Raw genomic sequence first — 14,995 nt, 5'->3', positions numbered from 1 at the left:
GTCACGGGCAAACCTATCAAGTTCATCAGCGCCGGCGAGAAGCCCGATAGTCTGGAAGAGTTCCATCCCGACCGCATGGCCAAGCGCATTCTGGGCATGGGTGACGTCATCAGCTTCATCGAGACTGCATCCAAGATTCGCGCCGACGAGATTGAGGCCGAGACCGCCGAGCGCATGCAGCGCGCCCAGCTCAACCTCAACGATTTCCTGGAAATGAAAAAACAGGTCAAAAAGATGGGCGGCGTATCCAAGCTCATCAGCGCTTTGCCCGGCGGCGATAAAGCCATGGCCTCGGGCCAGGTGGATGAAAGCGCGCTCGACCGCATGGAAACCATCATCTTCTCTATGACCAAGCAGGAGCGCGAGCATCCCGATATCCTCAATGGCAGCCGTCGCGTCCGCATCGCGCGTGGCGCCGGCGTGACCGTGCAGGATGTCAACCAGGTCATGAAGCAGTACAACGAGACCAAGAAGATGATGCGCAAGATGATGCCCGCCATGGAGGCCATGGAAGGCGGCCGCGGCAAAAAGGGCAAGAAGGGCAAGGGCAAAGGCAAGGGTCGCAGGCCACGTTTGGGTATTCCCGGCATGGGCGGCATGAAGATGAGCGACCTCAAGAAGCTCCAGGACATGCTAGGAGAGTAGCGAAACGCTTTCCGCTTGTTCGTCCTTGGGCCTATGGCCGCTAAGAAGTTCAGCGGTTGGTTTGACGGGGTATTCGGTTCGTTCGCGTTGCTTTTCCTTGCGCGACACCAACGCCGCCGTATAATCGGAGCAGCATGTAAATCCTAGAAAGGGGTTTGGAAATGGCAATCAGGGTTGGCATCAACGGTTTCGGTCGCATCGGACGTCTCGTCTATCGCGCCATGGCGAACGATCCCGAGATCGAGGTAGTCGCAGCCAACGACTTGGGCAACATTCCCGCTGTTGCGCATCTGCTGAAGTACGATTCCGTCCATGGCCGCGCCTTCGAGAAGATCGAGGTCGTGGAGGACGGCTTCATCGCCGACGGCCACAAGGTGCGCGCCCTTTCCGAGCGCGATCCGCTGCGTCTTGCCTGGGGCGAACTGGGCGTCGACGTCGTGGTCGATTCCACCGGCGTGTTCAAGACCGGCGAGCTTGCCCAGAAGCACATCGATTCCGGCGCAAAGAAGGTCGTCATCACCTGCCCCGCTAAGGGCGAGGACATCACCGTGGTCATGGGCGTGAACGACGGCGACTACGACAAGGATAAGCACCACATCATTTCCAACGCGTCGTGCACCACCAACTGCCTGGCTCCGTTCGCCAAGGTGCTGCTCGAGAACTTCGGCATCGAGCGCGGCTACATGAACACCGTGCATGCCTACACCAACGACCAGAAGATTCTGGACCTTCCTCACAAGGACCTGCGTCGCGCCCGCGCGGCTGCTCTGTCCATCATCCCCACCACCACCGGCGCCGCCCGCGCCGTTTCGCTGGTGCTGCCCGAGCTCAAGGGCAAGCTGGACGGCTTCGCCACCCGCGTGCCCGTGCCTGACGGATCGATGGTCGACCTCACGGTGCAGCTTTCCCGCCCGGTCACCAAGGAGGAGATTAACAACGCGATGAAGGCCGCGGCCGAGGGTCCGCTCAAGGGTATCCTTGAGTACACCGAGGATCCGATCGTCTCCTGCGACGTCATCGGCAACTCCCACTCGTCCATCTTCGACGCCCAGCTCACCCAGGTGATGGGCGACAACAACGACCTCGTGAAGGTGGTTGCTTGGTACGACAACGAATGGGGCTATTCCAACAGGGTCAAGGATCTGGTCAAGATTCTGCTCTAGGCATCTACCACGGTGCGCCGGCTTCGGGCCGGCGCATTCTTTCTAAGGAGGCATAATGGCCGATATCAAGTCCGTCGAGGCGGCCGACGTTCGCGGCAAGCGCGTCCTGGTCCGTGTCGATTTCAACGTTCCCGTGAAGGAAGGCGCCGTCACCGATGACACGCGCATCCGTGCGGCACTGCCCACGATTACCTATCTGTTGGAGCAGGGCGCCAAGGTCATCCTGATGAGCCACCGCGGTCGCCCCTCCGGCAAGGGCTTTGAGGAGGAGTTTTCCATCAAGCCTGCGGCCGAGCGTCTTGCGCAGCTGGTCGAGGCGCCGGTTTCTGTTGCGTCCGACGTTGCGGGCGATGATGCCCACACCAAGGCGGATAAACTGCAGGAAGGCGAGATCCTGGTTCTTGAGAATCTTCGCTTCGACCCGCGCGAGAAGAAGAACGATCCCGCGTTCTGCGAGGAGCTGGCATCGCTTGCTGACGTGTATGTGAATGACGCATTTGGTACCGCCCATCGCGCTCATGCATCCACCACGGGCGTGGCGCATCTGCTTCCCGCCTATGCCGGCTACCTGCTGGCGGGCGAGGTGACTACGCTTTCCGGCATGCTCGCCGACCCCAAGCGCCCCTTCGTGGCTATTTTGGGCGGCTCCAAGGTGTCCGACAAGGTGGGCGTGATCGACGCGCTCATCGACAAGGCTGACACCATCATCATCGGCGGCGGCATGTGCTTCACCTTCCTGCTTGCCAAGGGCTACGAGGTGGGTACCTCTCTTAAAGAAGAAGACTGGGTCGAGCGCGCCCGTGCCATGATGGACAAGGCTCAGGCTGCCGATTGCGAGCTGCTGCTTCCTGTCGACGTGGTGGCAGCCGACAAGTTCGCCGAGGACGCCAACACCGTCACTTGCGCTGCCGACGCCATTCCGGCCGACATGATGGGCCTGGACATCGGCCCTGAGACCGAGAAGCTCTATGCCGATGCCATTGCCAAGGGCGCCACGGTGTTCTGGAACGGCCCCATGGGCGTGTTCGAGATGAAGGCGTTCGAGCACGGTACGCTCGCGGTGTGCGAGGCTGTGGCCGCTAACGAAGCGGCTGCCACCATCATCGGCGGCGGCGACAGCGTGGCGGCTGTGAACAAGTTCGATATGGCCGACCGCATGACGTTCATCTCCACCGGCGGCGGCGCCTCCATGGAGCTTGTGGAAGGCAAGGCGCTCCCCGGAGTCGAGGCTTTGAAGTAGGTTTTGTTCGTCTTAGGTGTACGTGCGGGATTGGCGGGGAGGGGTTCCACGCGCAGCTCCGCACGAGCCGGACGTGCCGTTTCCGGCACGTCCGTGCGAGCCAGGACTGTTTGAGCATGGAGCCCCTCCCCGCCAATCCCGTAAGGCGCGTGCAGCAGAGAGGATTTCCCTATGACCCGTAGACCGATTATCGCCGGCAACTGGAAGATGAACATGACGCCGGCCGAGAGCGTGGTGCTTTCGCAGGGCATCTCCAACCGCTATGCACGCGGCTGGGACAAGGTGGATGTGGTGGTGTGCCCGCCCGCCATCGACCTGCGTTCGGTGTTCACCGTGCTGGATTTCGACAAGTCTAATATCGACGTGGGCGCACAGAACGTGCACTGGGAGCCCTCCGGCGCTTTCACGGGCGAGATTAGCATCCCCATGCTCAAGGACGTGGGCTGCTCGTGGTGCATCGTGGGGCACTCCGAGCGTCGCGAGATGTTCGGCGAGACCGACGGCGAGGTGAATCGCAAGGTTCGCGCGCTGGTGGATGCTCGGATGAACGCTATCGTGTGCGTGGGGGAGAGCCTTTCCATGCGCGATAGCGGCGGCGCGGTGCAGTTTGTGTGCGATCAGGTGCGCGCGGCGCTCGCCGGCCTGGATGCGCAGGAGGCAGAGTTCGTGACCATCGCCTACGAGCCCATCTGGGCCATTGGCACGGGTCGCACGGCTACGCCCGAGCAGGCCCAGGAGATGGCCGCGGCCATTCGTGCAACGGTTGCCGAGCTCGTGGGGCAGGACGCGGCGGACGCCATGCGCGTACTCTACGGCGGCTCCATGAAGCCCGAAAACGCCGACGGCTTCCTCGCATGCCCCGACGTGGACGGCGGCCTCATTGGCGGCGCGGCGCTTAAAGCCGAGGATTTCGCTGCCCTCGTAGAGGCTGCGGCTAAAACGGCTTAAAGAAAGGAAGCCTACAATGCGTGACGACCTTCGTCTTCCCGCTCTTCTGGTGATTATGGACGGCTTCGGCTTGGACGAGCCGGGGCCGGGCAACGCCATCTCGCTCGCTAACACGCCGTATTTGGACGAAATCGGCGCGACCGATCCATGCCTAACGCTTGAAGCGTCGGGTGAAGCCGTGGGTCTTCCTGCGGGCCAAATGGGCAACTCCGAAGTGGGACACCTCAACATCGGCGCAGGTCGCGTAGTCGACCAGGAGCTTACGCGCATTAACAAGGCGTGCCGTTGGAATCTTGCTGACAATAAGCAGACATGGTTCGAAGAGGCGTCTATCTGCAAGAATCTCGTTCTGAATGCTGCGATTGATGCCGTTCTCGAATCGGGCGGAACGCTGCATTTGATGGGCCTCGTGTCCGATGGCGGCGTGCATTCCAGCAATGAGCATCTGTATGCCTTGGTGCGCTTCGCCGAGATGCGCAAAGTTCCTAACGTGCGCGTCCATTGTTTCATGGACGGCCGCGACGTGCCGCCGTCGAGCGGCAAGGGCTATATCGAAGAGCTTGACTCGTTCCTTCAAACGTATGAGGCCGGGTGCGCTCGTATCGCCAGCATTTCCGGCCGTTACTACGCGATGGATCGCGACAACCGATGGGATCGCGTCAATCGTGCGTGGGATGCCATCGTGTATGCTCAGCCCTGTGTGGGCAAGCGCCCCGAAGCCGTTATGCAATCTTCGTATGACGCGGGCGTGACCGATGAGTTCGTGGAACCCGTCGCGCTCGATGAGCGTGGCGTGCAGGACGGCGATGCGGTCGTCTTCTTCAACTTCCGTCCGGATCGCGCCCGTCAATTGAGCCATGCCTTTGTGGATGGCGATTTCGACGGGTTCGACCGCGGTGAACGTCCACACGTGCAGTTCGTGTGCTTGACCGAATACGACGAGACGCTGGATGCGCCGGTGGCGTTCCCCAAGGAATTTCCCGGCAACGTGCTTGCCGATGTGCTTTCTGCCGCAGGTTTGCGCCAGTACCACATCGCCGAGACCGAGAAGTATGCTCATGTGACGTTCTTCTTGAACGGCGGTATCGAAGCCGAGAAGGCAGGAGAGAAGCGTGTGCTCATTCCTAGCCCCAAGGTGGCAACCTACGACCTGCAGCCCGAAATGAGCGCGCCTCAGGTGGCCGATGCCCTGGCAGCCGCCATTCGCAACGACGAAGCCGACGTGTATATCGTGAACTTCGCCAACTGCGACATGGTGGGGCATACCGGCGTGATTCCGGCTGCGGTTTCTGCGGTGGAGGCGGTGGATGCCGCCGTGCGCAAGGTGGTTGACGCCGTGGTCGAGAAGGGCGGCTTTGCGCTCATCACGGCCGATCACGGCAATGCCGACAAAATGCTTGCCGAGGACGGTTCGCCCCATACGGCGCACACCACCGCACGTGTGCCGTTCGTTCTGGTACAACCCGAGGCGCAAGAGCGCGATGCGGCGCTCAAGGCGGGCATCGGTGCGTTGTGCGACATCGCCCCTACGTTGCTCGACATCATGGGACTTGAAACGCCTGTTGAGATGACGGGGGAGTCGCTGCTTCGTTAACACTGTGTTTCAAGATGCGCTTTAGTGTGCGCTAGTGCTATGATGGCCGGCACGACTAAAGTGATGGAGGAAGCGCAGATGGAAGACGCTGCACAACAAATTCGACCGCCGCGCTGCGTAGGCGTGGTGGGATTGGGCCTGATAGGCGGCTCGTTCGCCAAGGCGTACGCCGATGCGGGCATGAAGGTGCTCGCTCATGACATAGACAAGGGCACGCTCGCTGCCGCATGCGGCGAGGGCACGGTGGCCGCGCCGCTCACGCGTGAGAACGTGGGGGAGTGCGACGCGGTGGTCGTGGCCCTCTATCCGCAGGACACCGTGGATTGGGTAACCGAACACGCCGAGCTCTTCGGCCCCGATGTGCTCGTCATCGACTGCGGCGGCGTGAAGCGTCCCATCTGCGAGCCGCTGTTCGAGGCGGCCGAGCGTGCGGGCTTCGCCTTCATGGGCGGCCATCCTATGGCGGGCACGCACCATTCGGGCTTCCGCTACGCGCGCAGCGACCTTTTTGCTGGTCAGCCCATGGTGCTGGTTCCTCCGGCCATCTTCTCGCCCGAGCTCATCGATCGTGCCAAGGCGGTGCTCGACCCGGCAGGCTTCGGCTCTTATGCCGTGACCACTCCCGAGACGCACGACCGTCTGATTGCCTACACCTCACAGCTTGCGCACGTGGTGAGCTCGGCGTTTGCGAAGAGCCCTACGGCGCTTAAGCACAAAGGCTTTTCCGCCGGCAGCTACAAAGACCTTACGCGCGTGGCCGAGCTCAATCCGGATATGTGGACGGAGCTCTTTTTGGACAATGCCGACAATTTGGATACGGAACTCGACCGCGTGATTGTCGAGCTGCAGCGCTATCGCGAGGCCATCGGGTCGGGCGACCGCGAGGGCTTGCGCCGTCTTCTGGCGGAGGGCTCTGCGGCCAAGCTCAAGGCCGACGGGCGTTACGCTGATATCCAGGGGTTGATGTAGATGTCATCGAGCATTGGCAAAGCGGTGCGCGTATCCATCTTCGGCCAGAGCCATTCCTCCGGCATCGGCATGGTGATGGAAGGCGTTCCCGCTGGTAAAACGATAGATTTCGACCGCTTGAGGACCTTTTTGGGGCGTCGCGCGCCTGGCGGCATGCCGTGGTCCACGCCGCGCAAAGAGGCCGATCTGCCCGAATTCTTGGGCGGTATCGTCGATGGCGTGACCTGCGGTGCCCCGCTGGCGGCCATCATTCGCAACACCAATACGAAAAGCGGCGACTACGATGAACTTCGCCGCGTCCCGCGTCCGGGGCATGCTGACCTGACGGCGCAGTTGAAATATGGCGGAGCGCAGGACGTTGCTGGCGGCGGTCATTTCTCCGGTCGTCTGACTGCGCCGCTGTGCATCGCAGGCGGTATCGCGCTTCAGCTGCTCGAGCAGGAGGGCGTGACCATCGGCGCGCATATCGCGCGCATCGGCGGGGTCGATGACGCGCGTCTCGATGCGCTGCATGCGACCGCCGACGACGTACGCGCTCCCGGAGCCAAGACGTTTCCCGTCATTGACGATTCCGCAGGCGAATCCATGATTGCGGCCATAGCCCAGGCGCGCGAGGCGGGCGACAGCGTCGGCGGCGTCATCGAGTGCGCGGCGGTGGGCATGCCCGCAGGCGTGGGCGAGCCGATGTTCGACGGGATTGAGGGCGCTATCGCCCGTATCGTGTTCGGCATTCCCGCTGTGAAGGGCGTGGAATTCGGCGCCGGCTTTGGCGCGGCCGATTTGCGCGGTAGCCAGAACAACGATGCGTACCGCATGATGGAAGGCCGCGTGGCACCGCAGTCCAACAACGCCGGCGGCATCCTGGGAGGCATCGCGACAGGGGCTCCTATCGTGTTCCGCGCAGCGTTCAAGCCCACGCCCTCGATCTCTATTGCGCAGCAGAGCGTCGATCTTGAGCGTGGCTGCGATGCCGAGCTTTCCGTCCACGGCCGCCACGATCCGTGCGTCGTGGTGCGCGCCGTCCCCGTTGTCGAGGCTGCCTGCGCGCTCGCTTTGTACGATCTTCTGCTTCAATCGAGGAGTGTCTGATGGAAGCTGCAGAACGCTGCGGCAATGCCGTGGAAAGTAAAACTAATGCGTCCTGTGGCGCGAATGGCACTCAAGGCTCAGGTGTCGTGGGTGCGCCTGTCGTTGACCTCGCCGAGTCGCGCGCCCGCATCGATGAGATAGACGCGCGCATCATTGACCTGTTTCAGCGACGCATGCGCATTTCGCGCGATGTGGCGGCCTATAAGAAGGCTACCGGCATGCAGGTGTTCGACAAGACGCGTGAGGACGCCAAGGTGGCGCGCGCTCGGGAGATGGCCGATGCCGAATTCAAGGACTACATGCCCACGCTCTTCGACCTGCTCATGGAGATGAGTCGCTCGTACCAGGATGGCATCCTCGCACACGAAACCGAGCTTTCTCACGAGACGCGTTCCATCGAGCGCGCGGCGTTTCCGCAGAGCGCCCGCGTAGCGGTCCAGGGCGTTCAGGGAGCGTACTCCCATATCGTAGCGACCGAGCTGTTCGACGGCCCGAATGTATCGTTCTGCTCTACCTGGGAAGACGTATGCGACGCGGTGGAGACGGGCGAGGTCGAGTTCGGCGTGCTTCCGCTCGAGAACTCCACAGCGGGCGCTGTCGACCGTGTGTATGCGCTGATGCAGTCCCGCGGCCTTTCCATCGTGCGCGCCGCCACCATGCGCATCGAGCACGACCTGCTGGCGAAGCCCGGCGTGACCATCGAAGACGTGGCGGAGGTGTTCTCGCACGAGCAGGCGCTTCGTCAGTGCGAGGGCTTCATCGCCGGTTTGCCGGGCGACGCCGTGGCGAGCGTGCGGGCCAATACGGCCATGGCGGCGCAGGCCGTGGCGAACAGTCCGCGGCGAGATGTGGCCGCCATCTCTTCCGAGGCGTGCGCGCGCATTTACGGCCTGGAGGTTTTGGCGCGCGACATCCAGGACGAGGGCGACAACTACACGCGCTTCGTGTGCGTGGCGCGCAAGCCCGCGCTCTACGGCAACCCGACGACCAGTTCGTTCCTCATCGTGACGCCGCACATCGCCGGCGCGCTCCATCGTGTGCTGGCGCGTCTGGCCACGCTGGGCATCAACATGACCAAGCTTCAAAGCCGTCCTATTCCCGGTCGCGAGTTCGAGTTCATGTTTTACGTCGATGTGCAATGCGTGCCGGGGGACGAAGCGTTCAACGCGATGGCGCGGCAGATTCCCACGCTGTGTGATGTATGCCGCTATCTTGGCAGCTACGAAGAGATTTCCTGTTAGGCAAGGCATGCGGCGCGCTTCGTCGGTGCGGCGGGGCGGGAAGAGGTCGCATGCTTGATAGAGAGCGAGACGAGCATGACCCAGCAAGGAATATACGGTCTTATCGGCGAGAATCTGAGTTACAGCTTTTCGCCGCGCATCCACGAGCTGCTCGGCGGATACGACTATAAGCTGATGGAGATGGACCGCGAGCAGGCGGCACAGTTCGTGCGCGAGGGCGAATGGGACGGCCTCAACGTGAACAAGGCGTATCAGGACGCCATCTTGCCGCTGTGCGACACGATCACCGATGCCGTACGCAAGGTGGGGTCCATCAACGCGCTCGTCAAGCTTGAGGACGGCTCCATCTGCGGACACAACACCGATTACTTTGGGTTCTCGCACTTGCTCAACACCTACGGCATTGATGTGATGGGTCGCAAGGTTGTAATTCTGGGTTCGGGAAGCGTGGCGAAGGCCGCGCATGCGGTGATCAACGACCGCGGCGCCGCCGAGGTGGTCACCATCGGCGAGGACGGCGACACTCCCTTTGAGGGAATCGAGGAGCATTACGACGCCGAGTACGTGGTGAACGCGACGTCGACGGGCGTGTATCCCAACTGCCCCGATTCGCCCATCGACCTGGAGCCATTCGCGCGCACAGGCGAGCTGCGCGAGGGGTACGGCGACGGCCTCTTCGTCTTTATCGACACGGTATACAACCCCGCACGCTCGGGTCTGTCCCTGCAGGCAGAGAAGCTCGGCATTCCCGTGGCGGGCGGCCTTCCTATGTTTGTCGCGCAGGCCAAGGCGAGCGTCGAGCTGTTCACGGGCAGGCGCATCTCCATGCAGCAGATGGAAGCCGCTCAGCGTCGTATTGCGTTCGAGGCGGCGAACATCGTGCTCGTGGCAATGCCCAGCGGCGGCAAAAGTACCATCGGCGCGCTGGTGGCGGAAAAGCTGGGCCGCGAGTTCGTGGATATCGACAACTTCATCCCGGAGGCGGCGGGCAAGTCTATCCCTGAGATTTTTGCCGAAGAGGGCGAGGATGCATTCAGACTCATAGAGACCAAGGTGACGGCCGACATCTGCAAGGAGTCGGGTCGCGTCGTCGCTTGCGGCGGGGGAGTGGTCACCAAGCCGCGCAACTACGATCTGCTGCACCAAAACGGCATCATCGTCATGCTGAGGCGTCCGCTTGAGCAGCTTATCTGCGACGGACGCCCCATGAGCATCTCCAAGGGCGTTCCGCGTCTCGCGCGCGAACGTGCGCCGCGCTACCTTGCCTGGGCAGATGTGACGGTGGACAACACGCTCACGCCCGATCAGGTTGCCGATCGCGTGATCGACACCGTGCTGACGTGTTTCGACATGGAGCCGATTTGATTTGACGGCTCGATGCCGATTACGTGAGCGACCCCGTTTTGCGCCCTTCGGCGGTCAATCGGCCTGAGTTTGAGAGACATGCCTCATATCTCAAAAAAGTTTAAAAAAGTGCTTGCATTACACGGGGGTTGCGGTTAATATACTTACTCGCTGGTTTGACCAGCCCCGAAAAGTGGGCGGTTAGCTCAGGGGGAGAGCACTACCTTGACACGGTAGGGGTCACAAGTTCAAATCTTGTATCGCCCACCATTTTTTGCGGACATGGCTCAGTTGGTAGAGCATCACCTTGCCAAGGTGAGGGTCGCGGGTTCGAGCCCCGTTGTCCGCTCCAGAATTTTAAAGGCCGCTCGATTGAGCGGCCTTTTTCAGAGAAAAGCGTCAATGGCGCTGCAGTAAAGTAAGGAGCTAGTAACGTGAATCCGTTGCTCATCTTCGTTCTCATCGTTTGGGCCATTTCCGGCATCGGACTGATTGTGTTTGTGCTTCTGCACTCCGGCAAGGGCACCGGCGTTTCCGACATGATCGCCAGCTCTCTGTACTCTACGCAGACGGGCACCAACATCATTGAGAAGAACCTCGATCGCATCACCATTATCTTCGCGATTGTGTTCATCATCTCGCTGCTGGTGCTGATGATCATCTATCCTCAGGGCTCCATTGCTGGTGCTTAAGCACCTTCTTCTGGACTCTCCTGCAGGTGCCTAAATTTTCTCAAAAAGGCTCTTGCAATCTCTTGTGAGTTTGGTATCATACTTTCTTGCGCGTCGGAGTGGTGGAACGGCAGACACGCTAGCTTGAGGTGCTAGTGCCCACATACCGGGTGTGCGGGTTCAAATCCCGCCTCCGACACCATCGAATGGTAACGCTCCCTTCGGGGAGCGTTTTTCTTTGCAAAGACTTTACTGTTGCCTTTCTCGATTGTTTCTATACTTAGTTGCAAGCGGGAGTTCTGTGTCCTGTTGCGTAGCCGATAGGCAGCTCGCTGCTCGACGGGGTACCGATGATTCAGCCGATTGCCCCAGCCGATAACGGCCCGGATGACTAAAGCAATCGGTCCAGCCAGGGCGGCGCCGAGGAGGGTTAGCTATCAATTTGTGTAAAGGATGGACCGGCTGTCGCGTTTGTTCCGAAGGAATTCCGTACCGGGTTGCGGAATCAATCATTGCTCTCGGAGCTGTTTAGCGTTAGCTGCGATAGGGGAGTGTTCTCATGGCGGATTTCAACCGTCCTCCCACCAAGGACGAGATACAGTATATGGGCGACCTCATTCACGGGAAAAGGCATCTCGATCTTATCGTGATAGCAGTTCTGACGGTCTTAGGGGCGCTGTTTGGTGTTGCCATAGGGTTCTCTAATGCCGCCATGGAAAACAAGCCCGTAGATGTCGGATTCACCCTCATGTGTGCCGGTGTCGTTGCGCTGGCCTTTCTCGTTGTTACATGGCTCATGCTCAGCGCTATTCGCACAATTATCGCAATATGCAAATCATGGGTTCCGGCTAGAGTCATCGTAGGGGTCGTGTGCGTTCTTCTGCTGGCGCGGCTGTCCCAAAGCGTTATGTTCTGGATGCTTGATCCGTCAAGTATCGTCATGAACCTCGTGACGGGGTGTATGGGGCTGATATTCGTCATCCTGTTCCTTATGCTGGGACTTCGATTGCTGTTTCTTGTTTACTGTATGATCGCGGGAAAAGACGACGAAGAGACAACCGCACGTGCTATTGCTGCTCAAAGGAATCCCAAGGAAAAGAAGCGTGATTGACCATCTGCGTTTGCGCGCTTGCGGGAAATGACTTAGCCTCGTCTGCGTCTGCGTCTGCGTCTGCGTCTGCGTCTGCGTCTGCGTCTGCGTCTGCGTCTGCGTCTGCGTCTGCGTCTGCGTCTGCCGTGTTCATGCGCGCAACGCGTCCCGTGTCTTGTCGCGATGCGCCTCGCGTCAGATGCCATGAAAATCGAGTTGCGAACTTTGCGTACAAGTTAATCCGTCGAAAACGACATTATTCTTGAGTTGCGAACTCTTTTATCCACGGCTGACGTAAATGGATGTGGTCTTGAGGATATTAGTGGGCTTTTGCGCGGCCTCAAGTCCCTTTGCAATGCACTTTTGATGCAACGCTGGTCTTATTCTCAATACAGTATAAATATGAACTGGGAATATGATGCAGGGTGAATGAGTGCGGAGCGTCGAATGCAGATTCTATGATTCAGCGATATTGCGTAGTCGGTGCATCGATGGACATGAAGTTCGCAACTCGAAAAAAGTGGCGATTTTTCTTCATTCTTGTGTACAAAGCTCCGGCAGAGGCGGGGAGACGAAAAGAGACCCCGGTTCGGTCCAGTGATGGGTGGTACCGGGGTCTCATGAAGCTTAAGCAAGAATTATGTCCAAACTGATATGGCGAAAAGGGGCGAAAAGAGCGGCTGATGCCTCAATTGTGAGTTACTTCTCCCACTCACCGAAATCGACGGCCTTACCCTGCTTGCGCCAGGTGCGGTATTCGGCGGAGGCGGTGAACAGGACGTCGGTGGAGGAGTTGATGGCCGTCTCGCAGGAGTCCTGGATGACGCCGATGATGAAGCCGACGCCCACAATCTGCATGGCGATGTCGTTGCCGATGCCGAAGAGCGAGCATGCCAGCGGAATCAGCAGCAGCGAGCCGCCGGCCACGCCCGAGGCACCGCAGGCGCCAGCAGCGGCCAGAACGGACAGCACAATAGCGGTGGGGATGTCCACCGTGATGCCCAGCGTGTTGCAGGCGGCCATGGTCATCACGGTGATAGTGACGGCGGCGCCGCCCATGTTGATGGTCGCACCCAGCGGGATAGACACAGAATACGTATCCTTATTAAGCTTCAGCTTGCGGCACAGCTCCATGTTCACGGGGATGTTCGCGGCGGAGCTGCGGGTGAAGAACGCCGTGAGGCCCGATTCGCGCAGCGTGCGGAAGATAAGCGGATAGGGGTTCTTGCGGATGCAGGCGTACGAAATGATGGCGTTGGTGCCCAGGGCGACGATAGCCATGCAACCGACGAGCAGCGCAAGCAGCTGCCCGTACTCGTTGAAGATCTCGATGCCGTTCTCGGAGACGGCGGTGTACACCAGCCCGAACACGCCGAACGGAGCAAGGCCGATGATCCAGCGCACAACGGTGTTCACGGCGTCGGAGATGCTCGCGAACACGCCCTTGGTGGTGTCGTTGGCCATGCGCAGCGCGATACCCAGCAGCACGGCCCAGGCGAGGATGCCCAGGTAGTTGGCATTCATCAGGGCATCGACGGGATTGGCGACGATGCTCAGAATAAGCGAGCTCAAGACCTCGGCGATGCCCTCAGGGGAGCTTTGCTCGGTGGCAGCGTCAGCCAGCGTGATTTCGATCGGGAACAGGAAGCTTCCGATGACGGCGACCACGGCAGCCAGGAACGTCGCGACCACGTACAGGATGATGATGGTCTTCATGGAGCCGTCGCCCTTGGCGTTGGCGAGCGAGCTCAAAACCAGGAAGAACACCAGAACCGGCGCGACGGAGCGCAGGGCGCTTACGAACAAGTCACCCAGCGTGCCGATCCAGGCGATGGGCGAGGTGCCGTCCATGTTGGGGAAGATGATGCCCAGCACGGCACCGAACACCAGAAAGACCAGGATTCGTTTGATCAGACTGATGCTATCCCATTTTCTCCAAAGCTCTTTCATGGGATGCGTCCTTTCTAATGAAGAGAAAGAGTAAGGGTCTCGTCTGGCAATTAAGCCTGACGATATTGTTCGAAATACAAGTATCGCGCAAGAAAGAGGCCTGACGGGGAGTCAATCCTCTTCAGGCCTCTTTTACGCGTAAGCGGTCGAAAGGGGGCTTAAGCGGCGTCGGTCATCTTTTCGGATTCGATGCCGGCATGGGGGTCGTTGAACACATCGAGGTTCAAGCGCTTCTCCTGACGTGCCACCACGGTGGTGCACACGGCGTCGCCGGTGATGTTGACGGCGGTACGCGTCATATCCAGGATGCGGTCGATGCCCATGATGAGCGCGATGCCTTCGAGCGGCAGGCCAACGGAGTTGAACACCATCGACAGCGTGATGAGGCCGACGGAAGGAACGCCCGCGGTGCCGATGGAGGCAAGCGTCGCCGTGGCGATGACGGTCGCGTACTCGATGGGACCCAGGGGCACGCCAAAGAGCTGGGCGGTGAACACGACGGCCACGCCCTGCATGATGGCGGTGCCGTCCATGTTGATGGTGGCGCCCAGCGGGATGGTGAACGAGGCGATGCGGCGGTCGACGCCGATCTTGTTGACGATGGTCTCGATGTTCAGCGGGATGGTGGCGTTGGAGCTCGAGGTGGAGAATGCGAACACCATGACGCCCACGAACTTCTTCAAGAACGTGATGGGGTTCACGCGTGCGAACACCGAGAGCAGAATCATGTACACCACCAGGCAGTGCAGGGCGAGCGCGATGAGCACGCCGGCCATGTACTTCACCATGGGGATGAATGCCTCAAAGCCGACGCCAGCGAAGGTGCGGGACAGCAGGCAGAACACGCCGAACGGAGCCACATACATGACGGCGGTGGTCATGTTCATCATGATGTCGTTGAACTGCTCGAAGAAGCCGTGCACGGTCTCGGCCTTGCGGCCCATGATGGCAATGATGATGCCCACGAACAGCGCGAAGAAGATGACCGCCAGCATGTCGCCCTCGGCGAGTGCGCCAAGCGGGTTGGACGGGATGATGCCCAGCAGCGTGT

Annotated in this window: 12 protein-coding genes, 3 tRNA genes and 1 pseudogene; 14 read left to right on the top strand and 2 right to left on the bottom strand. The window is 60.4% G+C overall.

Translation table 11 applies throughout. The features are described from left to right. From Q0J60_RS03170 to Q0J60_RS03105, 14 genes and pseudogenes are all read left to right on the top strand, one after another. Positions 1–645, top strand: a pseudogene (locus Q0J60_RS03170) (signal recognition particle protein); the annotation flags it as partial. A gap of 161 nt (positions 646–806) precedes the next feature. Then, positions 807–1,808 carry a type I glyceraldehyde-3-phosphate dehydrogenase gene (gene gap, locus Q0J60_RS03165; protein WP_294438783.1) on the top strand — a complete coding sequence of 334 codons (1,002 nt, stop codon included), beginning with the start codon at positions 807–809 and terminating at the stop codon, positions 1,806–1,808. A gap of 55 nt (positions 1,809–1,863) precedes the next feature. After that, positions 1,864–3,048 carry a phosphoglycerate kinase gene (gene pgk, locus Q0J60_RS03160; RefSeq protein WP_294438782.1) on the top strand — a complete coding sequence of 395 codons (1,185 nt, stop codon included), beginning with the start codon at positions 1,864–1,866 and terminating at the stop codon, positions 3,046–3,048. A 171-nt stretch (positions 3,049–3,219) separates the two neighbouring features. Beyond that, positions 3,220–3,996 carry a triose-phosphate isomerase gene (gene tpiA / locus Q0J60_RS03155; protein ID WP_294438780.1) on the top strand — a complete coding sequence of 259 codons (777 nt, stop codon included), beginning with the start codon at positions 3,220–3,222 and terminating at the stop codon, positions 3,994–3,996. Positions 3,997–4,012: 16 nt separating this feature from the next. Beyond that, a complete protein-coding gene (gene gpmI / locus Q0J60_RS03150; protein WP_294438778.1) occupies positions 4,013–5,590 on the top strand; it encodes a 2,3-bisphosphoglycerate-independent phosphoglycerate mutase in 1,578 nt (525 codons plus the stop codon). 78 nt (positions 5,591–5,668) lie between these two features. Then, on the top strand, positions 5,669–6,559 hold the full coding sequence (locus tag Q0J60_RS03145) for a prephenate dehydrogenase/arogenate dehydrogenase family protein (protein WP_294438777.1): 891 nt from the start codon (positions 5,669–5,671) through the stop codon (positions 6,557–6,559). Beyond that, complete coding sequence (aroC, locus tag Q0J60_RS03140; protein WP_294438776.1) at positions 6,560–7,648, top strand: chorismate synthase; 1,089 nt, start codon at positions 6,560–6,562, stop codon at positions 7,646–7,648. Then, positions 7,648–8,889, top strand: coding sequence for a bifunctional chorismate mutase/prephenate dehydratase (locus Q0J60_RS03135; protein ID WP_294438775.1), 1,242 nt, complete (start codon positions 7,648–7,650; stop codon positions 8,887–8,889). The genes aroC and Q0J60_RS03135 overlap by 1 nt, the downstream gene beginning before the upstream one ends. 75 nt (positions 8,890–8,964) lie before the next feature. Further along, the gene (locus tag Q0J60_RS03130; protein WP_294438774.1) at positions 8,965–10,254 is read left to right on the top strand and encodes a shikimate kinase; all 1,290 of its coding nucleotides are present in this window, start codon (positions 8,965–8,967) and stop codon (positions 10,252–10,254) included. Between the two features lie 174 nt (positions 10,255–10,428). Continuing rightward, positions 10,429–10,503: transfer RNA gene (locus tag Q0J60_RS03125), tRNA-Val, on the top strand. 6 nt (positions 10,504–10,509) lie between these two features. Beyond that, positions 10,510–10,585: transfer RNA gene (locus tag Q0J60_RS03120), tRNA-Gly, on the top strand. A gap of 82 nt (positions 10,586–10,667) precedes the next feature. Next, positions 10,668–10,925 carry a preprotein translocase subunit SecG gene (secG, locus tag Q0J60_RS03115; RefSeq protein ID WP_123208572.1) on the top strand — a complete coding sequence of 86 codons (258 nt, stop codon included), beginning with the start codon at positions 10,668–10,670 and terminating at the stop codon, positions 10,923–10,925. Between the two features lie 92 nt (positions 10,926–11,017). Next, positions 11,018–11,106 (top strand) — tRNA-Leu (locus Q0J60_RS03110). 357 nt (positions 11,107–11,463) lie between these two features. Next, the gene (locus tag Q0J60_RS03105) at positions 11,464–12,015 is read left to right on the top strand and encodes a hypothetical protein (RefSeq protein ID WP_294438773.1); all 552 of its coding nucleotides are present in this window, start codon (positions 11,464–11,466) and stop codon (positions 12,013–12,015) included. A 678-nt stretch (positions 12,016–12,693) separates the two neighbouring features. Here the strand turns inward: Q0J60_RS03105 and sstT are convergent. Together sstT and Q0J60_RS03095 are read right to left on the bottom strand one after the other, a co-directional pair. Continuing rightward, positions 12,694–13,944 carry a serine/threonine transporter SstT gene (sstT, locus tag Q0J60_RS03100; protein ID WP_294438772.1) on the bottom strand — a complete coding sequence of 417 codons (1,251 nt, stop codon included), beginning with the start codon at positions 13,942–13,944 and terminating at the stop codon, positions 12,694–12,696. Positions 13,945–14,102: 158 nt separating this feature from the next. Continuing rightward, on the bottom strand, positions 14,103–14,995 hold an 893-nt coding region (locus Q0J60_RS03095; protein WP_294438770.1), incomplete at its 5' end, for a dicarboxylate/amino acid:cation symporter.

This window comes from uncultured Slackia sp., from assembly GCF_944321625.1.
Classification (GTDB): Bacteria; Actinomycetota; Coriobacteriia; order Coriobacteriales; family Eggerthellaceae; genus Slackia.
The sequence above is the reverse complement of the archived record's forward strand: the minus strand, read 5'-3'. Positions and strand labels throughout refer to the sequence as shown.

What these genes read in the sequence shown, in the direction of transcription:
- gap (WP_294438783.1), top strand. Translation starts at nt 807, where the DNA reads ATGGCAATCAGGGTTGGCATCAACGGTTTCGGTCGCATCGGACGTCTC.
- pgk (WP_294438782.1), top strand. Translation starts at nt 1,864, where the DNA reads ATGGCCGATATCAAGTCCGTCGAGGCGGCCGACGTTCGCGGCAAGCGC.
- tpiA (WP_294438780.1), top strand. Translation starts at nt 3,220, where the DNA reads ATGACCCGTAGACCGATTATCGCCGGCAACTGGAAGATGAACATGACG.
- gpmI (WP_294438778.1), top strand. Translation starts at nt 4,013, where the DNA reads ATGCGTGACGACCTTCGTCTTCCCGCTCTTCTGGTGATTATGGACGGC.
- Q0J60_RS03145 (WP_294438777.1), top strand. Translation starts at nt 5,669, where the DNA reads ATGGAAGACGCTGCACAACAAATTCGACCGCCGCGCTGCGTAGGCGTG.
- aroC (WP_294438776.1), top strand. Translation starts at nt 6,560, where the DNA reads ATGTCATCGAGCATTGGCAAAGCGGTGCGCGTATCCATCTTCGGCCAG.
- Q0J60_RS03135 (WP_294438775.1), top strand. Translation starts at nt 7,648, where the DNA reads ATGGAAGCTGCAGAACGCTGCGGCAATGCCGTGGAAAGTAAAACTAAT.
- Q0J60_RS03130 (WP_294438774.1), top strand. Translation starts at nt 8,965, where the DNA reads ATGACCCAGCAAGGAATATACGGTCTTATCGGCGAGAATCTGAGTTAC.
- Q0J60_RS03105 (WP_294438773.1), top strand. Translation starts at nt 11,464, where the DNA reads ATGGCGGATTTCAACCGTCCTCCCACCAAGGACGAGATACAGTATATG.
- sstT (WP_294438772.1), bottom strand. Translation starts at nt 13,944, where the DNA reads ATGAAAGAGCTTTGGAGAAAATGGGATAGCATCAGTCTGATCAAACGA.